20 protein-coding genes are annotated in these 23,215 nt (G+C 72.3%); 4 read left to right on the forward strand and 16 right to left on the reverse strand.

Annotation, left to right across the window (positions count from 1 at the left end):
* The 4 genes from LMU33_RS33570 to LMU33_RS33585 all read right to left on the reverse strand — a co-directional run bounded on the left by LMU33_RS33570 (window position 1) and on the right by LMU33_RS33585 (window position 4,275).
* On the reverse strand, window positions 1-1,095 hold the full coding sequence (locus tag LMU33_RS33570) for a dipeptidase (RefSeq protein ID WP_228624562.1): 1,095 nt from the start codon (window positions 1,093-1,095) through the stop codon (window positions 1-3).
* Window positions 1,096-1,411: 316 nt separating this feature from the next.
* On the reverse strand, window positions 1,412-2,599 hold the full coding sequence (locus LMU33_RS33575; protein WP_228624563.1) for a dipeptidase: 1,188 nt from the start codon (window positions 2,597-2,599) through the stop codon (window positions 1,412-1,414).
* A gap of 6 nt (window positions 2,600-2,605) precedes the next feature.
* A complete protein-coding gene (purE, locus tag LMU33_RS33580; RefSeq protein ID WP_228624564.1) occupies window positions 2,606-3,139 on the reverse strand; it encodes a 5-(carboxyamino)imidazole ribonucleotide mutase in 534 nt (177 codons plus the stop codon).
* Window positions 3,136-4,275, reverse strand: a complete 1,140-nt coding sequence (locus LMU33_RS33585) for a 5-(carboxyamino)imidazole ribonucleotide synthase (protein WP_228624565.1) — start codon at window positions 4,273-4,275, stop codon at window positions 3,136-3,138. Before LMU33_RS33585 ends, purE begins: the two co-directional genes overlap by 4 nt.
* Window positions 4,276-4,457: 182 nt before the next feature.
* Here LMU33_RS33585 and LMU33_RS33590 point away from each other — a divergent pair, with 182 nt between their 5' ends.
* A complete protein-coding gene (locus LMU33_RS33590) occupies window positions 4,458-4,964 on the forward strand; it encodes a GtrA family protein (protein WP_228624566.1) in 507 nt (168 codons plus the stop codon).
* 6 nt (window positions 4,965-4,970) lie between these two features.
* Here the strand turns inward: LMU33_RS33590 and LMU33_RS33595 are convergent, their stop codons facing one another.
* Both LMU33_RS33595 and LMU33_RS33600 read right to left on the reverse strand, forming a co-directional pair.
* On the reverse strand, window positions 4,971-6,242 hold the full coding sequence (locus LMU33_RS33595) for a sensor histidine kinase (protein ID WP_228624567.1): 1,272 nt from the start codon (window positions 6,240-6,242) through the stop codon (window positions 4,971-4,973).
* Window positions 6,243-6,295: 53 nt separating this feature from the next.
* A complete protein-coding gene (locus LMU33_RS33600; protein ID WP_020940464.1) occupies window positions 6,296-6,973 on the reverse strand; it encodes a response regulator transcription factor in 678 nt (225 codons plus the stop codon).
* Between the two features lie 518 nt (window positions 6,974-7,491).
* On the opposite strand from LMU33_RS33600, the gene LMU33_RS33605 reads away from it, so the two are divergent.
* A complete protein-coding gene (locus tag LMU33_RS33605; RefSeq protein WP_228624568.1) occupies window positions 7,492-8,997 on the forward strand; it encodes a peptide MFS transporter in 1,506 nt (501 codons plus the stop codon).
* An 89-nt stretch (window positions 8,998-9,086) separates the two neighbouring features.
* On the opposite strand, the gene LMU33_RS33610 is transcribed toward LMU33_RS33605, so the two are convergent.
* The 7 genes from LMU33_RS33610 to LMU33_RS33640 form a co-directional block, all read right to left on the reverse strand.
* Entirely contained in the window at window positions 9,087-10,373 is a 1,287-nt protein-coding gene (locus tag LMU33_RS33610; protein ID WP_372478101.1) for a hypothetical protein, read from the reverse strand.
* A complete protein-coding gene (locus LMU33_RS33615; protein WP_228624569.1) occupies window positions 10,370-11,479 on the reverse strand; it encodes a hypothetical protein in 1,110 nt (369 codons plus the stop codon). Before LMU33_RS33615 ends, LMU33_RS33610 begins: the two co-directional genes overlap by 4 nt.
* Window positions 11,476-12,441, reverse strand: coding sequence for a COG1470 family protein (locus LMU33_RS33620; RefSeq protein WP_228624570.1), 966 nt, complete (start codon window positions 12,439-12,441; stop codon window positions 11,476-11,478). Before LMU33_RS33620 ends, LMU33_RS33615 begins: the two co-directional genes overlap by 4 nt.
* Before the next feature lie 83 nt (window positions 12,442-12,524).
* Window positions 12,525-13,205: an LPXTG cell wall anchor domain-containing protein gene (locus LMU33_RS33625; RefSeq protein ID WP_228624571.1), complete on the reverse strand. Its 681-nt coding sequence runs from the start codon at window positions 13,203-13,205 to the stop codon at window positions 12,525-12,527.
* A gap of 186 nt (window positions 13,206-13,391) precedes the next feature.
* Window positions 13,392-14,675: a serine--tRNA ligase gene (gene serS / locus LMU33_RS33630; protein WP_228624572.1), complete on the reverse strand. Its 1,284-nt coding sequence runs from the start codon at window positions 14,673-14,675 to the stop codon at window positions 13,392-13,394.
* 417 nt (window positions 14,676-15,092) lie between these two features.
* Window positions 15,093-15,662 carry an ATP-binding protein gene (locus LMU33_RS33635; protein WP_228624573.1) on the reverse strand — a complete coding sequence of 190 codons (570 nt, stop codon included), beginning with the start codon at window positions 15,660-15,662 and terminating at the stop codon, window positions 15,093-15,095.
* Window positions 15,663-15,990: 328 nt separating this feature from the next.
* A complete protein-coding gene (locus LMU33_RS33640; protein WP_225822271.1) occupies window positions 15,991-16,368 on the reverse strand; it encodes an STAS domain-containing protein in 378 nt (125 codons plus the stop codon).
* 245 nt (window positions 16,369-16,613) lie between these two features.
* Here LMU33_RS33640 and LMU33_RS33645 point away from each other — a divergent pair, with 245 nt between their 5' ends.
* Both LMU33_RS33645 and LMU33_RS33650 read left to right on the forward strand, forming a co-directional pair.
* The gene (locus LMU33_RS33645) at window positions 16,614-17,510 is read left to right on the forward strand and encodes an RNA polymerase sigma factor SigF (RefSeq protein WP_228624574.1); all 897 of its coding nucleotides are present in this window, start codon (window positions 16,614-16,616) and stop codon (window positions 17,508-17,510) included.
* A 313-nt stretch (window positions 17,511-17,823) separates the two neighbouring features.
* On the forward strand, window positions 17,824-19,398 hold the full coding sequence (locus LMU33_RS33650; RefSeq protein ID WP_228624575.1) for an RICIN domain-containing protein: 1,575 nt from the start codon (window positions 17,824-17,826) through the stop codon (window positions 19,396-19,398).
* A 42-nt stretch (window positions 19,399-19,440) separates the two neighbouring features.
* On the opposite strand, the gene hutI is transcribed toward LMU33_RS33650, so the two are convergent.
* Genes hutI through LMU33_RS33665 form a run of 3 tightly spaced genes read right to left on the reverse strand, consistent with a single transcriptional unit; the run spans window position 19,441 to window position 23,188 of the window.
* Window positions 19,441-20,616, reverse strand: a complete 1,176-nt coding sequence (gene hutI, locus LMU33_RS33655) for an imidazolonepropionase (protein ID WP_228624576.1) — start codon at window positions 20,614-20,616, stop codon at window positions 19,441-19,443.
* 20 nt (window positions 20,617-20,636) lie between these two features.
* Entirely contained in the window at window positions 20,637-21,989 is a 1,353-nt protein-coding gene (locus tag LMU33_RS33660) for a formimidoylglutamate deiminase (protein WP_372478102.1), read from the reverse strand.
* On the reverse strand, window positions 21,986-23,188 hold the full coding sequence (locus LMU33_RS33665) for an allantoate amidohydrolase (RefSeq protein ID WP_228624577.1): 1,203 nt from the start codon (window positions 23,186-23,188) through the stop codon (window positions 21,986-21,988). Before LMU33_RS33665 ends, LMU33_RS33660 begins: the two co-directional genes overlap by 4 nt.
* Window positions 23,189-23,215 lie beyond the last annotated feature (27 nt).

Here is a 23,215-nt window from a genome sequence, read left to right on the forward strand (position 1 = left end):
CTAGGGCGCGTCCAGTTCCCCGATCTTCGCGTTCGACGCCTCCCGGCGGTGCTGCGCGGCGCGGGCCGTGAAGTCCGCGCTGCGCAGCACCCGTTGGACGTTGCCCCAGGTCAGCAGGGCCAGCTCGGTGTCGGACCAACCGCGCCTGAGCAGTTCGGCGATCAGGTGGGGGTAGCGGGAGGCGTCGGCGAGGTCGCGGGGGTGGGCGGCGCCGGAGTCGTAGGTGCCGGACAGGCCCACGCAGTCCGGGCCGGCCACGTCGCGGACGCGGTCGAGGTGGTCGGCGACGTCATGGACCGTCGGCCCGGTCTGCTCGGCGGTCAGCGGCACCATGCACAGGCCCCTCGCCGCACCCAGCGAGGTGAGCAGTTCGTCGGGCAGGTTGGCCGGGTGCGGGCGCAGGGCGCGGGCGGCGGAGCGGGTGCACAGTACCGGGGTCTTGGACAGCGCGAGGGCACGTTCGGTGGTGGCCCGGGAGGCGCCGGAGACATCGGCGAGCACACCGAGCCGGTTCATCTCGCGCACCACCTCCTCGCCGAACCGGGTCAGCCCCCGCTCCCCCGCCCAGGCCGTGCCCGCGAGCGTGAGCACGCGCAGGCCGAGGGCGTGCAGGACGCGCAGGATGCCGAGGGAGTCGTCGAGCGCGGTGGCGTGCGCGGGGCCCAGCACCACGGCGACCCGGCCGCAGTTCCGGGCGTCGATGATCTGCCCGGCGGTGCGCACCCGGCGCAGGCCCTCCGGATGGGCCTCGATCACCGAGTTCGCCTGGTCCAGCTGTTCCAGGGTCGCGGTCGTCGCACGGTCACCGCCGGGGCCCTCGGGCAGGTGCAGCGACCAGAACAGCGCGCCCACGTGGCCGGCACGCATCCGGGGTATGTCGGTGTCGATGGCCGCCTCGCCCAGCTCCAGGTCGTACCAGGGCAGATGGCGCAGGGCCCACGGCAGTCCGCTGTAGCCGTCGGCGACGGGGTGGGCGGCGAGCAGGGTGTGGGCACGCCGCAGGGACGCGGGCTGCGAAGGGAAGGGGTCCTCCGGCAGGGCGTCGTCCTCGCCGACCTCGGTCGTGTCCGGGATGTCGTCCTGGAGGTCGGCCATGGCGGGGCTCCGTACGTCGTCGTTGCTTACGCCGGTCGTGAGCTGCGTCGTGCTGGGTCGTATCGCCACGGTCGCACGGGGGGAAGGACGGCTTCCTGGTGAGTGGGGCGTTCGGGGGTACGAACGGTCAGGCGTCCCGCGCGGTGCGGACCACCCCGTCCGGGGTCTCCCGGACGGGGGTCGGTCGGGCACGACGGGCAGGAGCCGGCGGATCCTCTCGCAGCCCGGCCGCGTACGGCTCCCGGATGGTCCGGGACCGGTACTTCACGTACGTGGGCGGAGCCGCCGGCTGCAACGGCCACCCCGCCCCGACGGATCAGGCGGGGCCGCCGTCCAGCGACTCGATGGTGGCATTGGACGGGGCACGGGTGGCCTGAAGGTCACGGGCCACGTCCTCCGCCGCGCCCAGCACCCGCACCGCGTTCTGCCAGGTCAGCTTGGCCAGGTCGGTCCTGGACCAGCCGCGGTGCAGCAGCTCGGCGAGCAGGTTCGGGTAGCCGGAGACGTCGCTGAGGCCGTCCGGGGTGAAGGCGGTGCCGTCGTAGTCGCCGCCGATGCCCAGGTGGTCGATGCCGGCGACCTCGCGCATGTGGTCCAGGTGGTCCGCGACCGTGGACACCGTGGCGACCGGGCGCGGGGTGCGCTCCTCGAAGGCCGCGTGGATCTTCATCGCCTCGGGGCTGGTGTCGAGGTGGTGCAGGCCGTGGGCGCGCATGTTCTCGTCGGCCGCCGCCGTCCAGTCGACGGCCGCCTGGAAAACGAACTTCGGCACGAAGGTCACCATCGCCACACCGCCGTTGGCGGGCAGCCGCTCCAGCACGTCGTCGGGGATGTTGCGCGGATGGTCGCACACGGCCCGCGCGGAGGAGTGCGAGAAGATCACCGGCGCGGACGTGGTGTCCAGCGCGGCCCGCATGGTCGTGGCGGCCACGTGGGAGAGGTCGACCAGCATGCCGAGGCGGTTCATCTCGCGGACCACCTCGCGGCCGAAGGCCGAGAGGCCGCCGACCTTCGGCTCGTCGGTCGCCGAGTCCGCCCAGTCGTTGTTGTCGTTGTGGGTGAGCGTCATGTAGCGCACGCCCAGCTCGAACAGGCCGCGCAGGGTGCCGAGGGAGTTGTCGATCGAGTGCCCGCCCTCCGCGCCCATGAGGGAGGCGATACGTCCCTCCGCGCGCGCCGCCTCCATGTCGGCGGCGGTCAGCGCGGCCCGCAGATCGGCGGGGTGCCGGGCGATGAGCTGCCGTACGCAGTCGATCTGTTCCAGGGTCGCCGGCACCGCCCCGGGCAGGTCCGAGCGCACGAACACCGACCAGTACTGCGCCCCGACCCCGCCCGCGCGCAGGCGCGGGATGTCGGTGTGCAGATGGGCGTCCTGCCGTACGGCGATGTCGCGGGCGGCGAGGTCGTAGCGGACCTGCTCGCGCAGCGCCCACGGCAGGTCGTTGTGGCCGTCGACGACCGGGAACTCGCGCAGCAGGGACCGTGCTTCGTCCAGTGAGGTCATTGCCTGTTACTTCCCGAAGCCGAAGCCGCTCGACCCCTCGACCTTGGCACGAAGCCGCTTGCCCTTCTCGGCGGCCTGGTCGTTGAGGTCGTGCTGGAAGTCGCGCATCTTGTGCAGCAGGTCCTCGTCGTGCGCGGCGAGGATGCGGGCCGCGAGGAGACCGGCGTTGCGGGCACCGGCGACGGAGACCGTGGCGACCGGGACACCGGCCGGCATCTGCACGATGGACAGCAGCGAGTCCATGCCGTCCAGGTACTTCAGCGGCACCGGCACGCCGATGACCGGCAGCGGGGTGACGGAGGCGAGCATGCCGGGCAGGTGGGCGGCGCCGCCCGCACCGGCGATGATCACCTTCAGCCCGCGGTCGGCGGCCTGCTCGCCGTAGGTGATCATTTCGCGGGGCATGCGGTGCGCGGAGACGACGTCGACCTCGTAACCGATCTCGAACTCGTCCAGGGCCTTGGCGGCGGCCTCCATGACGGGCCAGTCGGAGTCCGACCCCATGACGATGCCCACGACGGGGCCGGCAGCGATGCTCATTCGGTGATGGTGCCTCTCAGATAGCCGGCTGCGTGACGGGCGCGCTCCAGCACGTCGTCCAGGTCGTCGCCGTAGGTGTTGACGTGTCCGACCTTACGGCCGGGCTTCACGTCCTTGCCGTACATGTGGATCTTGAGCTTGGGGTCGCGGGCCATGCAGTGCAAGTACGCGGAGTACATGTCCGGGTAGTCGCCGCCCAGGACGTTGACCATCACGGTCCACGCGGCGCGCGGGCGCGGGTCGCCGAGCGGGAGGTCGAGGACCGCGCGGACGTGGTTGGCGAACTGCGAGGTGATCGCGCCGTCCTGGGTCCAGTGGCCGGAGTTGTGCGGGCGCATGGCCAGCTCGTTGACGAGGATGCGGCCGTCGCGGGTCTGGAACAGCTCGACCGCGAGGTGCCCGACGACGCCGAGTTCCTTGGCGATGGTCAGGGCCATCCGCTCGGCCTGGAGGGCGAGGGACTCGTCCAGGCCGGGCGCGGGGGCTATGACCGTGTCGCAGACGCCGTTCACCTGCCGGGACTCCACCACCGGGTAGGCGACGGCCTGGCCGTGCGGGGAGCGTACGACGTTGGCGGCGAGCTCGCGGACGTAGTCGACCTTCTCCTCGGCGAGGACCGGGACGCCGGCCCGGAACGGGTCGGAGGCCTCCTCGGCGGTCTCCACGACCCACACGCCCTTGCCGTCGTAGCCGCCGCGCACGGTCTTCAGCACGACCGGGAAGCCGTCCCCCTCGGCCGCGAAGCGGACCACGTCCTCCGGGTCGGCGACGATCCGGTGCCGCGGGCACGGGATGCCGATCAAGTCGAGTTTCGCGCGCATCACGCCCTTGTCCTGGGCGTGCACCAGCGCGTCGGGACCCGGACGCACGGGGATGCCGTCCGCCTCGAGGGCCCTGAGGTGCTCGGTGGGTACATGTTCGTGATCGAAGGTGATCACATCGCAACCGCGCGCGAACTCACGCAGCGTGTCGAGATCGCGATAGTCGCCGATGACGACATCGCTCACGACCTGCGCCGCCGAGTCCTGAGGGGTGTCACTGAGAAGCTTGAACCTGATGCCCAACGGGATGCCCGCCTCGTGCGTCATACGCGCGAGCTGCCCCCCGCCGACCATGCCGACTACCGGGAACGTCACACCCCTAGCGTATCGGCCACGCCGGGGCGGCCCGATCGCGTCCCTCACACGAACTCTTACCGGTCGCTTTCCACCCTCTTTCCGATCTGTTTCCTGGTCTTGGGCTTGTGCACAGGCGACGGAGGATTCACCCGGATAGCATGGCTGGGCTGACGAAACCTACCGACGGGAGCTGCACAGCCATGGAACCTCGTTCCTCGGGGCTGCAACGGCTCGTACGCGAGGTGGCCAAGTTCGGCACCGTCGGCGTTGCGGGCATCTTCGTCAACCTCGGCGTGTTCAACCTGGTCCGCCACGTCTCCGATCTGCCGGTGGTGCGGGCCAGCATCATCGCGACGGTGGTCGCCATCGCGTTCAACTACGTCGGGTTCCGTTACTGGACGTACCGGGACCGCGACAAGAACGGCCGCACCAAGGAGCTCACGCTCTTCCTCCTGTTCAGCGCGATCGGCCTGGTGATCGAGAACGGCGTGCTGTACGCGGCGACCTACGGCTTCGGCTGGGACAGTCCGCTGCAGAGCAACGTCTTCAAGTTCGTCGGCATCGGCGTCGCGACCCTGTTCCGCTTCTGGTCGTACCGCACCTGGGTGTTCCGCGTGCAGCCGACGCAGGAGGCGGAGTCGATCCTGGTGGCCGAGTCGAAGAGGCCCCACTCCGAGCCCGAGCCGAAGTCCCAGCGCGTTCCGTAACCCGGATCAGCGCACCGTCGGCCGCTCCTCCTCCGTCTTGCGGGCCGGCGGCGTACGCGAGAGGAACAGGCCGAACACCGGCGGCTGGGCCTGGAGCAGCTCCAGGCGGCCGCCGTCGGCCTCCGCGAGGTCGCGGGCGACGGCCAGGCCGATCCCGGTGGAGTTCCGCCCGCTGATCGTCCGCTCGAAGATCCGCGCGCCGAGGTCGGCGGGGACGCCGGGGCCCTCGTCGGTGACCTCGACCACGGCCTGGTTGCCCGTGACCCGGGTGCGCAGCGCGACGGTGCCGCCACCGTGCATGAGGGAGTTCTCGATCAGCGCCGCCAGCACCTGGGCGACCGCCCCGGGCGTGCCGACGGCCTGCAGATGCCGCTTGCCGGAGCTGACGATGGCGCGGCCGGCGCTGCGGTAGGCGGGCCGCCACTCGGCGAGCTGCTGCTGGATGACCTCGTCCAGGTCGAAGGTGACGGCGGAGCCGGTGCGCGGGTCGCGGGAGTTCGTCAGCAGCCGCTCGACCACGTCGGTGAGCCGCTCGACCTGGGTGAGCGCGACGTTCGCCTCCTCCTTCACGATGTCCGGGTCGTCCGTGAGGGTGATCTCCTCCAGCCGCATGGACAGCGCGGTCAGCGGGGTGCGCAGCTGGTGGGAGGCGTCGGCGGCCAGACGCCGCTCGGCGGTCAGCATGCGCCCGATCCGCTCGGCGGAGGAGTCCAGCACATCGGCGACCCGGTCCAGCTCGGGGACGCCGTACCGCTTGTGCCGCGGGCGCGGGTCGCCGGAGCCGAGGCGCTCGGCGGTCTCCGCGAGGTCGGTGAGCGGGGAGGCGAGCCGGTTGGCCTGGCGTACGGCGAGCAGCACGGCCGCGACCACCGCGAGCAGCGCCACGAGGCCGATGATCAGCAGGGTCCGGCCGACCTCGCGGGTGACCGCGGAGCGCGGCTCCTGCACGGTGACGGTCTCGCCCTCCTCGCCCTGCTGGCTGGCGTGGATGACATCGCCCTGCGGCTTGGTGCCGATCTCTATCGGCTGGTGGCCGGGCATGCGGATGACCGCGTACTGGTCCTTGGCGACCGGATTGCGCAGCACGCCCGCGTTGACGTTCTCCGCGGCGAGGATCCGGCTGTCCACGATGCTGGCCAGCCGCACCGCCTCGGAGTCCACCCGCTCCTGGGCGCTGTTGCTGATCGTCCGGGTCTCGACGATCACCAGGGAGATGCCGAAGACGGCGATCACCACGAGGACGACGGCGAGGGTGGACTGGATGAGACGTCGGCGCATGTTCCGTTACCTGAGGTGATCACTGGCCCTGGGAAGGGCCCCCGGGGAGGGGCTCAGCTCTTCTCGAAGCGGAAGCCCACTCCACGCACCGTGGCGATGTAGCGGGGGTTCGCCGCGTCGTCGCCGAGCTTCTTGCGCAGCCAGGAGATGTGCATGTCGAGGGTCTTGGTGGAGGACCACCACGTGGTGTCCCAGACCTCGCGCATCAACTGGTCGCGGGTGACGACCCGGCCGGCGTCCCGCACGAGCACGCGCAGCAGGTCGAACTCCTTGGCGGTGAGCTGGAGTTCCTCGTCGCCCATCCACGCCCGGTGCGACTCGACGTCGATCCGCACCCCGTGCGTGGCCGGCGGCTGCTGCGGCTCGGCGGCACCGCGCCGGAGCAGGGCCCGTACCCGGGCGAGCAGTTCGGCGAGCCGGAAGGGCTTGGTGACGTAGTCGTCGGCGCCCGCGTCCAGGCCGACGACGGTGTCCACCTCGTCGGCCCGCGCGGTCAGGATGAGGATCGGCACGGTGTGGCCGTCGGCCCGCAGCCGGCGGGCGACCTCCAGGCCGTCCATGCCCGGCAGGCCCAGGTCCAGTACGACCAGATCGACGCCGCCCTGCATTCCGGCGTCGAGCGCGGTGGGTCCGTCCTCGCGCACCTCGACCTCGTAACCTTCCCGGCGCAGGGCGCGGGCCAGCGGCTCCGAGATGGACGCGTCGTCCTCGGCGAGCAGTACACGGGTCATGCAGTGATGGTAGACCGCCCGCGTGCGGTGCTGGGGTGTGATCGGTTCCAGGAACTCTTACCTTCGTACGCCGCCGGAGTGTCACTGGTACGGACCATCGCTCTGGGGATGCGATCGTAGGAGAGGCCTTCGATTCCGGTCCTGCGGTTCCTCCGACACCTGTGATCCGTGTCTCAAGTCCTTCCATATCCGGCAGTGTCCTGCCTTACAGTGACCTTAACGCCTGTAGTACACCAGGGGACCTTCGGCGGGCAGACGACGCTGAAGGTCTCTTTTGTGTGCGGGCCGACCAAGATCCGTCCTGGTCTGCCTTGAAAGGAATGACCTCTGGCCGGGCTCCGCAGCGCATCGACGCGCGACGGGGCGTGGATCCCGGTGGTCGCCGTCCACCGCTTCCGAGACCCGGAGGCGGACTCCCCCCGGGCGTTGGGGGCGGACGGGCGGCCCTGCCGGTGCCGGCCGCACCCCCACCGGGCGCGCAACGCTCCAGCGCGCGTCCCGACCAGCAAGGAACGACCATGGCGTCCAGCCTGACGAAGGACTCGGTCCGCCCGGGCACCCCCGGTTCCGAGAAGACCTTCTTCGGCCACCCCCGCGGCCTGGCCACTCTCTTCATGACCGAGATGTGGGAGCGATTCTCCTACTACGGCATGAGGGCTCTGCTCCCGCTGTACCTGGTGGCCCCGGGCGGCCTGCACCTGAGCGCGGGCACGGCGACCGCCATCTACTCGGTGTACGTGTCGCTCGTGTACCTGCTCGCCCTGCCCGGCGGCTGGGTCGCGGACCGCTTCCTCGGCCCCCGCAAGACGGTCGCCGTCGCAGGCCTGATCATCATGCTCGGCCACCTGTGCCTCGCGCTGCCCGTGGCCGCGAGCTTCTTCGTCGGCCTGGGTCTCGTCGCCATCGGTTCGGGTCTGCTCAAGGCCAACATCTCCACGATGGTCGGCCACCTCTACAAGGGCCCGGACGACCCGCGCCGGGACGGTGGCTTCACCCTCTTCTACATCGGCATCAACCTGGGCGCCTTCGCCGCGCCGCTGGTCATCGGCACCGTCGGTGAGAACGTCAACTGGCACCTGGGCTTCGCCCTCGCCGCGCTCGGCATGGCGCTCGGTCTGGCCCAGTACCTGCTGGGCGGCCGCCACCTGAACCCGAAGAGCAGCGAGGTCCCGACCCCGCTGTCCCCCGCGGAGAAGTCCGCCACCCTGCGCAAGGGCCTGACCTGGCTCGCCATCGCCGCGGTCTTCTACGGCGTCGTCGGCGGCACCGGCCACTTCACCCTGAACTGGGCGCTGATCCCGCTCACCCTCGTCGGTCTGCTCGTGCCGATCCTGGTCATCGCCCGCATCCGCCGGGACAAGGACCTGGACGCAGGCGAGAAGTCGAAGGTGTCGGCGTACATCTGGTTCTTCGTCGCCGCCGCCGCCTTCTGGATGATCTACGACCAGGGCGGTTCGACCCTGTCGCTCTTCGCGGACAGCTCGGCCAAGAACTCGATCGCGGGCTGGACGTTCCCGGTCTCCTGGTACCAGTCGGTCAACCCGGTCATGATCATGGCGCTGGCCCCGGTCTTCGCCTGGCTGTGGCTGTGGCTGAACCGGCGCGGCAAGGAGCCGAGCACGATCGTGAAGTTCGCCTCCGGCCTGGTGCTGATCGGTGCGTCCTTCTTCCTCTTCCTCGCCCCGCTGTCGATCGCCGAGGGCGGTCACAAGGCCGCGGCGATGTGGCTGGTCGCGATCTACTTCGTGCAGACCGTCGGTGAGCTGACGCTGTCGCCGGTGGGTCTGTCGGTGACGACGAAGATGGCGCCGAAGAAGTACGCCTCGCAGATGATGGGTGTCTGGTTCCTCGCGGTCACCGCGGGCGACTCGATCACCGCGCTGGTGTCCAACCCGGCCGTCGGCGGCGTCAACCTCGACAAGATGGGCTTCGTCGCCCTGGAGGCCGTGCTCGCCGTCCTCGCCGGTGTGGCGGTGTGGATGTACCGCAGCAAGGTCAACAAGCTGATGGGCGACGTGCACTAGTCGTCCGGACCGGCCGAGAGAGGGCCGCTGCACCCCGGTGGGTGCGGCGGCCCTCTTTCATGTCAGGAGGGCCGGCCCTGTCAGGAGGGTCAGCGGGTCCTTCGTTTCGGCATGAATGTGAACACCGCGCCGCCCAGCAGGATCGCCGTGCCCGCCACCAGGCCGAGGGCCTTCAGGGCGCCGTGGTCGCTCGCGCCGGTCTGGGCGAGACCGCCGGAGCCGGAGGTGCCGCCGCTGCCGCCGGTCGAGGAGGTGCCTCCCGACGTCGACGTGCCTCCGGACGAGCCGCCCGGCTGCCGGCTGGTGTCCAGGGTGAGGGAGACCTCGGTCCTGGTCGGGGTGCACGTCGTGGTCGTACCGAGCGCCTTGACCGTGAGGACGCCCGGGGACAGCGTCGAGGTGCCGCTCGCGCCGGGCTTGTAGGTGCCGGTGAGGTCGGGGATCTCGATCGGGTCGCCGGACTTGATGTCCTTGGCGTTCGTCGGCCCCTCCACATGCACCGTGCCCTTGTCGGCGCCGCCCAGCACCACCTCCATGGACGGCTTCACGGACCCCTTCGGGATGTCGGCGGGGCTGTTCATCACCGACTTCTTGAACTGCACGGTGAGGTCGAAGTTCCCGCTGTTCTTCTTCGCGTTGATCTGCACCGGCGAGGTCGCGTTCTTGTCGCCGATCGGGGTCTTGCAGGCGTAGGGGATCTGCACCTCCTTGCCGGTGAAGTCGGTCTGCCCGCTGCCGCCGCTCGAGGTCGCCGTCGGACTGGCGGACTGGGTGGGGGTGCTCGACCGGGTCGGTGTCGTCGACGGGGTGGGCGTGCTGCTGGACGTGCCGCCCCCGTCCCCGCCCGTCACCTGGATGGTCGCCGCCTTCTGCACGGTCTCCTTGGGCGTGCACTTGGTGTCGGTCGACATCGCGTTGACGGTGTACGCGTCCGGCGTCAGCGTCACCTCGCCGGCCGTCGTCAGCTTGATGCTGCCCTTCATGTCGGACAGCACCATGGCACCGCCCTTGGGGATCGCGGGGTTCGTGCGCGTCCCCTGCATCGCGATGTCGGCGACCTGGGCACCGGCCGCCTTCAGAGTCCCGGACGGCTGGACCGAGTTGGCGGGCAGGTCGATGATGTCCGGGTTCTTGGACGCGGCCTGGACGAACTTCCACACGACGTCCACCGTGTCGCCGACCTTCGCCGTGGCCGGCGCGGTGATCTCGACCTTCGTGGTGCCGTCGATCGGGCTGATGCCCGCGGGCGGCACGCAGTGGGTGGCGTACGACACCTCTGCCGCCTGCGCGGGGCTCGCGGCGAGGCCCAGCAGGACGCCCGCACCGCTCAGCGCCAGCGCGGCGCCCGCGGCCGTACCTCTCCTTCGGATGCTCACGTCGGTCCTTTCGTGGTGGGAGTCGTGGGACTCGTCGGGCTGTCGGTGTGCGGTGCGGAGAGCCGGCCGGCCGCATCGCCCGGGACGGCGTCCGGGGCGAACCACGGCAGGGTCGGGTTCGTGGGGTGCGGTTCTTCGGTGCGCGAGCGCGGCAGCCGGGGCAGGCGCAGAGCCGGCCGGGGCAGGGTCGACGGGCCGGTACGGCGGGGACCGCCCGGGCGGCGTGGCCGCAGCCGGTCCACCACGGCCATGCCGATGCGGAACAGCGCGGCCGGGACGACCAGGCAGAGCAGGATCCAGAACAGCGTCACGCCCCAGGGGCGCTCCACACCCCACGGCTGTTCGGCGAGCACCCTGCCGTCGTACTTCAGCGAGACGGTGTAGTCGCCGTGGGCCCCGGCGGACAGCTCGACCGGCAGCCTGACCTCGGCCTTCCTGCCCGGGGCCAGGGTGCCGTGCCACTGCCGGTCGTCCCACTGCGGGGCGAAGACGCCGTGTGCGGAGCCGACTTGGAACACCGGGTCCTCGATCGCGCCGGAACCGGTGTTGCCGACGGTGAAGACGAGGGTGCGGCCCGGTGGGGCGCCGAACCAGGTGAGCAGTCCGCTCGACCCGGTGAGCCGCGTGTCGGAGAGAACCGCCAGCCGGCCCCCGGACCGTTCGGCGGGCAGCGGGGCGACGGGATGCCCGGCGACCTGCAGGACGGCGTCCGCCTCCGCCCTGGCACCGGTGACGGTGGCCACGTGCACCACACAGGGGCAGGGCACGGGCGGTTCGGCGACGGGGAGTTTCCGGCTGAAGGCACCCTGGGCGTCCGTGGTCACGGCGCGGCCGTCGCCGTTCGCACAGGAGTTGGTGCCGCCGACGACACCACGGGCCGGTGTGGCCCGTCCGCACACCAGCAGCATCAGCAACGTGTGCGACCGCCAGCCGCTGCCCCTGACGGTGACCGAGCCACCGGCACCGGCCTGAGCCGCCGACAACGTCACGACAGGCCCGCGCGCCGCCTCCACCGCGCCCGCCGGACGGCCGGTGAACGGCAGCAGAAGCAGCGCGACCACCGCCGCCACGGCCGGCACCCGCAGTCCCCTCACCTTCCCGCTCACTTCACTGCGCCTTCCGTCAACTCACCTCGGGGGTGGGGGGCCTCGGCGACGGCAGCGCCCGGTGGGCCCTCAGTCATCGGCCCCCCGGCCGCGGTACGGCTCGGCCGCCTGCGCACGGCGAGCACCGCGACCGTCCCCGCGAGCAGCGCGCCGCTCGTCCCCGCCACCGTCGGCCACGGCACGAACCGGGCCGACGTGGTGGCCGTGTCGTGGGCTCCGCCCGGGGCCGTGACCGTCAGCCGTACGTCGACCGCGTCCAGCGCGGGCCGGTCGGGCCAGGGCTCGGTCAGCTGCACGCGGGCGCCGGGGCGCAGGTGGACGGGGAGGGTGCGCGGCGCACGGTCCAGGACCCGGCCGAGAACGCCGTCCGCGCGCACCGCGAGCCTCGGCACCAGGACGGTCGTACCGCGGTTGACCAGCTCGTACGTGATGCGGTCGGCGTGCACGGCGAGGTGCTCGACGGTCAGCGCGGCGAGCGCCGGGCCACCGACGCGCAGCCGGACCGGCACGGTCGCCGTACGCCCCCGCGTGTCCCGCGCGACGACGGCACCGGAGCGGTCGCCGGGCGCGGTCCCGGCCGGCACGGTCACCGTGAAGGGCACCTCGGCGCGGGTGCGGGCCGGGACGCGTATCCCGTTCTCGGCCTTCTCCGCGAAGACCGTGCGCAGTCCGGTTCCGGACAGCCGTACGACGACCGGTGCCCGCCCGGGATTGGTGACGGACACCGTGTCCTGCAGGACCGTCCCCGGTGGGCCCTCGGCGTAGAAGGACGGGCGGCCGCCGCCCGCGGGCGCGATGGACCACTGCGCGGACGCGGCGAAGGCGCCGGGGGCGGCGCCCGCCACAGCGCCCCATGCGGCGCACAGGCACAGGGCCGCAGGCAGTACGGCGCGAGCCGGAAGCGATGCGTGGGTCCGGGGCGAGCACCGATGGCGGGTCAGGGCGCGGGCGGCGGACGGCATGGGCGGCTCCGGCGGTTGGCCTGGGTTGCGGCGGTGGCTCGGCTTCGGCGGTCGGTCTGGGTTCCAGCGGTCGTCGGTCCGGCTCAGCGCCGTGCGGCCTGGCGGCGGGTCAGCCAGAGCGTGCCCGCCGCACCGGCGAGGAGCACCGTGCCGCCGAGGGTGCCGAGGGCGATCGCGTTGTCCTCGGGGCCGGTCTGCGGGAGCTGTCCGCCGGAGGGCGAGGAACCGCCGGAGGAGGCCGACGACGAGCCGCCGGCCGCGGTCACGTCCAGCGTGAGCCCCGGCTTCGGGCTGTTGGTCGGCGTGCAGGTCGTCGTCGTACCGAGCGCCTTGATGATCAGCGTGCCCGGCGTGAAGGTGACCTTGCCGGTCTTCTTCGGCGTGTAGGTGCCGCTCAAGTCGCTGATCTTGATGGGGGTGTTGGCGGGGATCGCGGCCGCGTTGGCGGGCCCGCTGACCGGCAGCGTGCCGCTGTCGGCGCCGCCGAGCACGATGCTCGCGCTCGGGGTCATCGCGCCCTTGCCCAGCTCGACGGGGCTGGAGGAGACGCCCTTCTGCCAGGACATGGTGATCTTGTAGCCGCTGCCGCTCCTGACGCCCGTCATGTCGATGGGCGAGACGGCGCTCTTGACGCCGATCGGGGTCTGACAGCGGTAGTTCACGTCGACCACGTCGGCATGGGCGGCCGGCGCGGACAGCAGCACCACCGAGCCGGCCAGGGCCGCGGCGGACGCGAGCGCGGCGGTTCGTTTCGGGTACGACACGGTCGGTCCACCCCATTCGTTCCGGATTCGTTCGGACGAGCAGTTCCTGACGGCGTATCAGATTTGGCCGTCAAGGTACGCCCGGCGTCGCGAGGAGGGAAGACGCATCACACGCCGGAGTTGTGGCGATCCGGCGTGTGTGACGCGTGGCTGGAGTGGAGGGTGGGCCCGGGGGCCCGGGATGCCCTACGGCCTGCGCAGCACCTCCGGCAGGCCCCAGCGCCGCAGCACCTCGGGCACGGCGACCGTGCCGTCGGCCCGCTGGTGCTGTTCCAGGAGGGCCGGCACCAGACGGCTGGTGGCCAGGCCCGAGGCGTTGAGGGTGTGGACGTACGCCGCCCGGCCGCCCCCGGCCGGGCGGTACCGGACGCCGCCGCGCCGGGCCTGGTAGTCGCGGGCGTTCGACACCGAGCTGACCTCGGCGTAGGCGCCCAGACTGGGCAGCCACACCTCGACGTCGTACGTCCTGGCCTGCGCGGCGCTGGTGTCCCCGGCAGCGAGCCGGGTGACCCGGTGGTGCAGGCCGAGGCCGGCCACCAGCTCCTCCGCCCGGCCGAGGAGTTCCCGCTGGGCCGCGTCCGAGTCTGCGGGCCGGGTGAGCTGGAACAACTCGACCTTGTTGAACTGGTGGCCGCGCAGGGTGCCCCGCTCGGCGGTGCGGTAGGCGCCGGCCTCCTTGCGGTAACAGGGCGTGTAGGCGACGTACTTGAGCGGCAGCTCGCGCTCGTCGAGGGTCTCGCCGTGGTGCAGGGCGGCCAGCGCGGTCTCGGCGGTGGGCAGCAGGAAGCGCTCGGGACGGCCGTCGGCCCCGCGGTCCGTGACGAAGACGTCGTCGGCGAACTTCGGGAACTGGCCCGCGGTGTAGCCGGCCTCCCAGGTGAGCAGGTGGGGCGGCAGCACGAAGGTGTAGCCCGCCCGGCGGTGGCTGTCCAGGAAGTGGTTGAGCAGGGCCCACTCCAGCGCGGCGCCCTCGCCCCGGTAGACCCAGTTCCCGCTGCCGGCGAGCGCGGCGCCGCGCCGGTGGTCGACCAGTCCGAGTTCCTCGGTGAGCCGCACGTGGTCGCGGGGCGGGAAACCGAACTCCGGGCGGGTGCCCTCGGTGCGGACGACCTCGTTGTGTTCCTTGCCGCCCGCGGGCACGTCCGGGTCGGGGAGGTTCGGCAGGCCGTCGAGGAAGGCGCGGTGTTCGGCGTCCAGCCGGCCGTGCGCGACGGTGGCCTGCGCTACCCGGTCGGCCAGTTCCGCGGCCGTGTCGAGGAGTTCGTCCGCCGGTGTGCCGGCCCGGCGGCGGGCCGCGATGTCCGCCGAGACGCGGCGCCGTTGGCCGCGCAGCCGTTCCAGGGCCGTACGGGCCTCGCGCAGCCGTTCGTCGAGGGCGAGGAAGGCGTCGAGGTCCACGTCCAGGCCGCGTTTGGCTAGGCCTTCGCGGACGTGCCGGGGGTGCTGTCGGATGAGGGTGACGTCAAGCATGGTGCTGCCCAACTGGTCGGCGGGGCGACACGGTCCGCCCCGGGTCGGTTCCCTCGGGGCGCGGGCGAGAGGGTGCTCGCGGTGCCACCACGCCTTCGCCGTCGTACGACGGCCTCTTCGGGCCCGATGACGGGGGCCGGCCGGCGGGGCATGGGGGCCGTCGTGGCGCGGCGGTCCGTTCCTCCCCGCACTCGGGAGGGGATTCACTCCGGGGTGCGAGGCCGCCTTCACAGCGGGTGGCGGCTCTCTCGGCTCGCTGAGTCCCGGGCTACTCGTCTCCGTCAGCGCGTTGCGCCCAGGGTAGGAAGGGCCGTACCCACAAGGAAGCGAATTTCCGCGGGCGCCGCCGAAGCGGAACGCTCATGCCGGGACGCTCACCATGCCGGGACGCTCACCGGAGCCCTCACTCCGGAGCACTCACGCGGGGGCGCCCAGCTCCGCCCACACCGTCTTGCCCGGGCGGCCCGCGGTGCGGACGACGCCCCAGTCCAGGCAGAGCCGCTGCACGATGAACATGCCGTGGCCGCCGGGGCGGCCGGCGCGGTGGGGGGTGCGAGGGGCGGGCTGGCCGGTGCCGCGGTCGGAGACCTCGATCCGGATCACCTTGTTGTCGCAGGCCAGGAGCAGCTCTTCGGGGCCCTCGGCGTGCAGGCAGGCGTTGGTGACCAGTTCGGAGACGACGAGCAGCACGTCCTCGGCCGCGGCCCGCTGGTCGGCGCCGGCGGCGGGCAGCCAGCCCCATGTGTACAGCGCCTGGCGGGCGAAGTCGCGGGCGAGCGGGACGACCCCGCTCTCGCCCGCGAGGCCGATTCTGCGGACGTGCGGCCCGCCGGTACTCCGAGTACCGCCGGCGGTCCCGGGCGGCACGGACGGCGCGGCTGCCCCCGTGGGCGCGTCTGCCGTCGGCGCACCCTCCTCGGACGCCCCGGAAGCGCCGCTGGGCTCCGGGCCGCGGTCGCCCGGCGAGTAAGGCCGGGTGGTGCTCATCAGCGCTTCACCTCACCGATTCACCAGTTCATGATTCAAAGGGCCGGCACTGCTGCGTGCCGGCCGGTCCGTACGTCGTCCGCCCGCTGTGCGCAGGCCGGCCGGCCGATGTCCGCGCGGGGTGTCCCGCTCGCCCGTCCGTCGCACGTACGTCCCGTCCAGTCGTTTCGCCGGTGCCGGGGCGGTCCGGGACCGGCGTTCGTCAGGGTGTGCCCCGCCTTCTCCTGCCCTCTCCTGCCCGGCCGATCCGGCACAACACCCCTGATTTCGGCGTGCCGGGCGCGGACGCCCGGGACCGGCGGCGTGCGGGAGGGCTGGGACGGCGGACTCAGTCGGCGCCGTCGGCCAGGGCCGCCTCCACGGAGTCGTGCACGGTGAAGACCGCCTCGGCCCCGGTGATCTCGAACACACGGGCGACCACCGGCTGCATCCCCGCCAGATGGACCCCGCCACCGGCGGCCTCCGCCTTCAGCCGGGCGCCGAGCAGGACGTTCAGCCCCGTGGAGTCACAGAACTCCAGGCGCGTGCAGTCCACGACGAGGCGCGAAAAGCCCTTGGCCAGGAGGTCGTCGAGGGGCTCACGCAGTAGATCGGCGGTGTGGTGATCGAGCTCACCCGCCGGTGTCACAACGGCGCTGGAGCCCTCTTCCCGCACCTCCACCAGAAGCCGGCCCGACTGTGCGCTGCCGACCGTCCCGTGGTCCATGCCGTCTCTCTCCCGAGGTCGTGGACGCTGACTGCTCTCGAACATTACGCCCTCCATGCGCACTCCGGCACCCGAAGAACCTCACGGAACCGGACATATCACAACAGAACGCACTTGCGATCGCCTCGGTCGAGCAGGTAGGGCTAGTAAGTACACCTACCCCTACACGCCGGCTTCGGAGGCGCCGCACACCGCAGTGCACGCATGGCATCGGCAGCCATATGCCGAGAACGATGGAGGACACCATGTCACCCCGGCTCGACGCATCGCATACCCCGGTCGCGACGTCGACACCCCCACCGGTAAAACTGGATCATCCCATCGACCCCCTCGACCCCTTCGAGGGACTCCCGGAGATCCCCCCGTACGACGAGATCGGCCCGGTCGACGCGCGGGCCCTGTCCAAGACCCTCTTCGAGCGCCTTCAGTCGCTGGAGGAAGGGACGCACGAGTACTCGTACGTCCGCAACACCCTCGTCGAGCTCAACCTCGCGCTCGTCAAGTTCGCCGCCTCCCGCTTCCGCTCCCGCAGCGAGCCGATGGAGGACATCATCCAGGTCGGCACCATCGGCCTGATCAAGGCGATCGACCGCTTCGAACTCACCCGCGGGGTGGAATTCCCCACCTTCGCGATGCCGACGATCATCGGCGAGATCAAGCGTTTCTTCCGCGACACCTCGTGGTCCGTGCGCGTTCCGCGCAGACTGCAGGAGCTGCGCCTGGACCTGGCCAAGGCCGGGGACGAGCTGGCCCAGCGGCTGGACCGGGCCCCGACCGTCCAGGAGCTGGCCGAGAAACTCGGCATCTCCAACGACGAGGTCGTGGAGGGCATGGCCGCCTCGAACGCCTACACCGCCTCCTCGCTGGACGCCCAGCCCGAGGAGGACGAGACCGAGGGCGCACTCGCGGACCGCATCGGGTACGAGGACCACGGGCTGGAGGGCATCGAGTACGTGGAGTCCCTCAAGCCGCTGATCGCCGAACTGCCGCAACGGGACCGGAAGATCCTCTCCCTGCGGTTCGTGGCGAACATGACCCAGTCGGAGATCGGCGAGGAACTCGGCATCTCCCAGATGCACGTGTCCCGGCTGCTGTCCCGCACGCTGGTACGACTGCGCAAGGGTCTGACGATCGAGGAGTGACCTCCGCGTCCGCTGCGGTGACGCCCTGACGGCGGCCCGGCCACCGGTGCCGGGCCGCCGCGGCGTTCTCGCCGCGGGTCCCACCCCTCCGGTTGACGCGGGTATCCACGAATCCGCCCCCCCATACCGGATCCTTGGCGCCCCTTCGGGCCAACTGCCCCCGTGGTCCCAACCGTTATGCGGTTACCGGCGGAAACCTCTTTCCCCGGCCGTCCCCCTCGACCACTATGGCCCCCCGAACTGGCTACTGGCCGGTATGTCAGGCCCGGGGCCGCAACGGCGCGGTGCCCGGTGGTACGAGGAGGCTGGACACATGGCTGAGGAGGACGGGGCCGGGACGGGCGGAACCGAGGCGAGTGGCACCGGGACGGCCGGGGAGTACGAGGACGTGCCGGACGCCCGGCTGACCGAGCTGCTCCGCTCCCCCACGGCGACGGCGTACCCCGCCCTGCAGGAACTGCGCCGCCGGCACCACCCGGCGGTCCTGGCCTACGCCCGGCTGTGCGCGGCGGGCGAGTCCGCCGCCCGCCGGCTGGCGACCGAGGTCCTCACCACGGCGGCCCGCGAGACGGCCCGGGGCGTCGACCCGGCCGTCCCGCTGCGCCACCGGCTGCTGCTGCTCACCGCACGGCTGGCGGCCGACTGGGCGGGCGACGAGCGCTCCGCCGGCGTCGACCCCGGGCTGCTGCTCGTCCTGAACGCCTCCGGCCTGCCCGAGGGCCCCACCCCGCCCCTGCTCCCGGCGTTCCGCTCGCTGCCTTCCCGCACCCAGGGCCTGATCTGGTACGGCGTGCTGGAGGCGGAGCCGCAGGGCCGCACCGCCGCCTTCCTCGGCCTGAGCGGCGTCGACGTGGCCTACGGCACCCCGCAGGCCCTCAAGGCCCTGGCCCAGGCATGCCTGCGCGACCGTCTCGCCGCCTCCGACGACCCGCGCTGCGCCGACTTCCGCCGGCTGATCGAGGAGGCGGTACGGCCGGACGGCCCGCGCCGCAGCCCCGACCTGGACGCCCACATGGCCCGCTGCCCGCACTGCACGGCCGCCTTCGACGACCTGCGGTCCTTGCGGGACGCGCCCCGGCAGGCCCTGGCGGAGGGCCTGCTGCCGTGGAGCGGAACGGCGTACATACGCGCCGGGGAGCCCCCGGCCGCCCCCGGCGCTCCTGCCGTACGTCCGTCCTGGCCGCCCCGGCGGCGCCTCCTGCTGGCCTCGGCGGCCCTGGGCGTGGCCCTGACACCGCTGCTGGTGTTCGTCCTCACCCCGGCCCACAGCGACGACCAGCAGCCGACGGCCGCGACGCCCACGCCGCCCCCCGTGACGGTGACGGCCACGGTCTCCGTCACACCGTCCCCGTCCCCGTCCCCCTCCCCCACGACTTCCCCCTCACCCGTGTCCTCTTCCCCCACGCCCGGTCCGTCCCGCCCGGCCACACACCCGCCGCGCACCCGGAAGCCCACTCCCACGCCGACGCCCTCGTTCGCGCCGCCGGGCACCTCCTTCGCCCAGGTGGTGAACCTGGCGACGGGCCGCTGCCTGGACATCCGCGACGGCGATCTGTCGCAGGGCAACGACGTCATCACGGCCCCCTGCTCCTCCGCCGACACCCAGCGCTGGAGGTTCGACACCTACCTGGGCGTGCTGCGCTCCGGCGCCGACGACACCTTCTGCCTGGACAGCCGGGGCTCGACCGACCGCGGCCTGGGCATCTGGACCTGCGACTCGGTCTACGGCGGCAACGGCGACAACCTCCGCTTCACCGTCGACCCCGACGGCACGATCCGCCCGAACATCGCCATCGAGACGGCGGTGACCCCGTACGGCAGATACGGCGTGTCCCTTCAGCCCCTGGACGACAGCGGGGAGCAGCGGTGGCGGGCGGGGGCGCGGTGACGCCTTCCCCGGGGAAGCGTTGTGCCAGGCGGTGACTCCTGCTCAGACGACCCGTACGCCGCCGCGCCACACCCCGCTGACCAGCGGCACCCCCGGCCGGTATGCCAGGTGGACGTGGCTGGGGGCGTCCAGGAGGGTCAGGTCGGCTCGGGTGCCGGGGGTCAGGCGGCCGATGTCGGTGCGGCGCAGGGCCGCCGCGCCGCCCGCCGTGGCCGACCAGACCGCCTCGTCCGGGGTCATCCGCATGTCGCGGACGGCCAGGGCGATGCAGAAGGGGACGGAGGAGGTGAAGGACGAGCCCGGGTTGCAGTCCGTGGACAGGGCCACCGTCACGCCCGCGTCCAGCAGGCGGCGGGCGTCCGGCCACTCGGCGCGGGTGGAGAACTCGGCGCCGGGCAGCAGCGTGGCCACCGTGTTGCCGCCGGCCAGGGCGTCGACGTCCGCGTCCGTGAGGTGGGTGCAGTGGTCGGCGCTCGCCGCGTCCAGTTCGACGGCCAGCTGGACGCCGGGGCCGTAGGAGAGCTGGTTGGCGTGGACGCGCGGGTGGAGGCCCTTGGCCTTGCCCGCGGTGAGGATCGCACGGGCCTGGTCGCCGTCGAAGGCGCCCTTCTCGCAGAACACGTCGATCCAGCGGGCGTGCGGCGCGCAGGCGTCCAGCATCTCGCCGGTGACCAGGGCGACGTAGGCCGCCGGGTCCTCGGCGTGGTCGGGCGGGACGATGTGCGCGCCCAGGTACGTCACCTCGTCGGTGTGCCGCGCCGCGATGCGCAGCGCGCGGGACTCGTCCTCGACGGTCAGGCCGTAGCCCGACTTGGTCTCGAACGTCGTCGTGCCCTGGCGGAGGGCCTCGTCGAGGTAACGGGTGAGGTTGGCCTCCAGTTCCGCGTCGCTCGCCGCCCGGGTGGCCGCGACCGTGGTGCGGATGCCGCCGGCCGTGTAGGAGCGGCCGGACATGCGGGCGTTGAACTCCTGCGTGCGGTCTCCGGAGAAGACCAGGTGCGAGTGGGAGTCCACGAAGCCCGGCAGCACCGCCCGGCCGCCCGCGTCGACCCGGTTGTCAGTGGCGGGTGCTTTGCTGGATTCACCGGTCCACGCGACGCGGTCGCCTTCGATGACGACGGCCGCGTCCTGGATCAGACCGAGAGGGGAGCCGTCACCGAGGGAGGAGTCGTTGGTGACCAGCGTGGCGATGTTGGTGATGACGGTGCTGCTGCTCATGGTGTCCTCGTGGGTGGTGGTCAGGAGCGAAGGGCTTCGACTGCCCGCGCGAGGGCCTGTGGCACGTCGGGTACGAGCGTGTGCGCCCCGTCCCGTACGACATGCCGTCCGCCGACGACCGTATGCCGTACGTCCGCTGCCGTCGCGGCGAATACGGCCGTCTCGGCGCCCAGCCTGGGCAGCGGGCCCGCTGTCCTGACCGAGTCCAGGGCGATCGTCGTGAAGTCGGCGAGGGCGCCGGTTTCGAGGGTGCCGGCCCGGTCCCAGCCGAGGGCGGCGTGGCCGTCGGCGGTGGCGGCCCGCAGCAGGGCGAGCGCAGTCCAGTGCCCCCGGGTGCGGGAGCGCAGCCGCTCGTTCAGCTCCATCGCGCGCGCCTCTTCGAGCAGGTCGATGACGGCGTGGCTGTCGGAGCCGAGGGAGAGCGGGGAACCGGCCCGCTGCAGGGCGACGGCCGGGCCGATGCCGTCGGCCAGGTCCCGCTCGGTCGTCGGGCACATGCAGGTGCCGGTGCCGGAGCGGCCGAGCAGGGCGATGTCCTCGTCGGTGAGGTGGGTGTTGTGCACGCCGGTGGTGCGCGGCCCGAGCACGCCGTGGTCGGCGAGCAGCCGGGTGGGCGTGCAGCCGTGCGCGGCGAGGCAGGCGTCGTTCTCGGCGGTCTGCTCCGACAGGTGCACGTGCAGCGGGGCCCGCCGCTGCTCGGCCCACCCCGCCACGGTCGCCAACTGCCCGGCCGGCACGGCCCGTACGGAGTGAATCGCCGCCCCGATCCGCGCGTGGTCCCGCTCCTTGAGAACTGCACAGCGTTCGGCCCAGGCCTCCGCGCTGCCGTCGGAGAACCGCAGCTGGTGGGTGTTGGGCGGCTCGCCACTGTGCTTGTTCAAGATGGCGGAGGACAGGTAGCAGGTGTCGAGGAGGGTGATCCGGATGCCGGCCTCGGCGGCGGCGTCGATCAGCGCCTCACCCATGGCGTTGGGGTCGGCGTAGGGGGTGCCGCCGGGCGCGTGGTGCACGTAGTGGAACTCGCCGACACAGGTGATGCCGGCCAGGGCCATCTCGGCGTAGACCGCGCGCGCCAGGGCGTGGTAGGTGTCCGGGGTGAGGCGGTCGGCGACGGAGTACATCACCTCGCGCCAGGTCCAGAAGGTGCCGGAGCCGACCTGGACGGTGCCGCGCAGCGCCCGGTGGAAGGCGTGGCTGTGGGCGTTGGCGAGCCCCGGCAGGGTGAGCCCGCGCAGCACCTCGGCGCCGGGCGGCGGAGCGGGCGTGCCGGTGCGGACGGCGCTGATCCGGCCGTCCTCGGTGTCGAGGGCCACGCCCGGCTCGACGTTCGTGCCGAGCCAGGCGTGCTCCAACCAGTAGGTCCGCTTGGTCACCTGCAGACCAGCCCTTCCAGTACGTCGGCGAGTGCGCGCACCCCGGCCACGCAGTCGTCCTCGGCGGCGAACTCGGCCGGGGAGTGGGAGACACCGGTGGGGTTGCGCACGAACAGCATGGCGGTCGGAATGCTGCCGGAGAGGATTCCGGCGTCGTGTCCTGCCCCGGTCCCGAGGACGGGCACCTTCAGGCCGGTGTCCTTGCCCAGGATGCGGGCGAGCTCGTCGCGCAGGGCGTGGTCGAACTCGACGACCGGGGTGAAGGACTCCCGGACGACGTCCAGGTCGATGCCGTGGGCGTCCGCGTACTCCCGGGCCGCCTTCTCGATCCCGCCGACCACCGTGTCCAGGGTGTCCTGGTCGGCGGCGCGGGAGTCGAGCCAGCCACGCACGAGGGAGGGGATCGCGTTGACCCCGTTGGGCTCCACGGCGATCTTGCCGAAGGTGGCGACGGCACCGGCGAGTTCGGCCTCGCGGCGGGCGGCGAGGACGGTCTCGGCGTAGGACAGCATCGGGTCGCGGCGGTCGACCAGCCGGGTGGTGCCGGCGTGGTTGGCCTCGCCGCGGAAGTCGAACCGCCAGCGGCCGTGCGGCCAGATGGCGCTGGCGATGCCGACCCGGTCGCCGGACAGGTCCAGCGCACGCCCCTGCTCGACGTGCAGCTCGACGAAGGCGCCGATCCGGGCCAGCCGCTCCGGGTCGGCCCCGATGCCCTCGGGGTCGTACCCGGCGGCCTCCATGGCCTGCGGGAGGCTGACCCCGTCGGCGTCGGTGAGCCGGTGGGCCTGCTCCACGGTCAGCTGCCCGGCAGTGAGCCGCGACCCGACACAGGCGAGCCCGAACCGGGCCCCTTCCTCGTCCCCGAAGTTGACGATGGCCAGGGGCCTGGCGAACTGCACGTTCCTGCTCCGCAGCTCGTCGAGGGCCGCGAAGGAGGACACCACACCGAGAGGGCCGTCGAAGGCACCGCCGTCGGGCACGGAGTCCAAGTGGGACCCGGTGACGACGGCGTCCCCGGCAGCGGGGTCACCGAGCCAGGCCCACTGGTTGCCGTTCCGGTCCACCTCGTACGTCAGCCCGCGCGCCTCGGCCTGCTCCTTGAACCAGGCCCGGCAGTCGACATCGGCACCGGTCCAGGCGTAACGCCGGTATCCGCCGGAGTCGGCGTGCCGGCCGATGGGGAGCAACTCGCGCCACATCTCGTGAAAGGAACGCGAAGCGGCGGG

This window comes from Streptomyces barringtoniae (assembly GCF_020819595.1).
Classification (GTDB): domain Bacteria; phylum Actinomycetota; class Actinomycetes; order Streptomycetales; family Streptomycetaceae; genus Streptomyces; species Streptomyces barringtoniae.

What these genes read in the sequence shown, in the direction of transcription:
- LMU33_RS33570 (WP_228624562.1), bottom strand. Translation starts at nt 1,095, where the DNA reads ATGGCCGACCTCCAGGACGACATCCCGGACACGACCGAGGTCGGCGAG.
- LMU33_RS33575 (WP_228624563.1), bottom strand. Translation starts at nt 2,599, where the DNA reads ATGACCTCACTGGACGAAGCACGGTCCCTGCTGCGCGAGTTCCCGGTC.
- purE (WP_228624564.1), bottom strand. Translation starts at nt 3,139, where the DNA reads ATGAGCATCGCTGCCGGCCCCGTCGTGGGCATCGTCATGGGGTCGGAC.
- LMU33_RS33590 (WP_228624566.1), top strand. Translation starts at nt 4,458, where the DNA reads ATGGAACCTCGTTCCTCGGGGCTGCAACGGCTCGTACGCGAGGTGGCC.
- LMU33_RS33595 (WP_228624567.1), bottom strand. Translation starts at nt 6,242, where the DNA reads ATGCGCCGACGTCTCATCCAGTCCACCCTCGCCGTCGTCCTCGTGGTG.
- LMU33_RS33600 (WP_020940464.1), bottom strand. Translation starts at nt 6,973, where the DNA reads ATGACCCGTGTACTGCTCGCCGAGGACGACGCGTCCATCTCGGAGCCG.
- LMU33_RS33605 (WP_228624568.1), top strand. Translation starts at nt 7,492, where the DNA reads ATGGCGTCCAGCCTGACGAAGGACTCGGTCCGCCCGGGCACCCCCGGT.
- LMU33_RS33620 (WP_228624570.1), bottom strand. Translation starts at nt 12,441, where the DNA reads ATGCCGTCCGCCGCCCGCGCCCTGACCCGCCATCGGTGCTCGCCCCGG.
- serS (WP_228624572.1), bottom strand. Translation starts at nt 14,675, where the DNA reads ATGCTTGACGTCACCCTCATCCGACAGCACCCCCGGCACGTCCGCGAA.
- LMU33_RS33635 (WP_228624573.1), bottom strand. Translation starts at nt 15,662, where the DNA reads ATGAGCACCACCCGGCCTTACTCGCCGGGCGACCGCGGCCCGGAGCCC.
- LMU33_RS33640 (WP_225822271.1), bottom strand. Translation starts at nt 16,368, where the DNA reads ATGGACCACGGGACGGTCGGCAGCGCACAGTCGGGCCGGCTTCTGGTG.
- LMU33_RS33645 (WP_228624574.1), top strand. Translation starts at nt 16,614, where the DNA reads ATGTCACCCCGGCTCGACGCATCGCATACCCCGGTCGCGACGTCGACA.
- LMU33_RS33650 (WP_228624575.1), top strand. Translation starts at nt 17,824, where the DNA reads ATGGCTGAGGAGGACGGGGCCGGGACGGGCGGAACCGAGGCGAGTGGC.
- hutI (WP_228624576.1), bottom strand. Translation starts at nt 20,616, where the DNA reads ATGAGCAGCAGCACCGTCATCACCAACATCGCCACGCTGGTCACCAAC.
- LMU33_RS33665 (WP_228624577.1), bottom strand. Translation starts at nt 23,188, where the DNA reads ATGTGGCGCGAGTTGCTCCCCATCGGCCGGCACGCCGACTCCGGCGGA.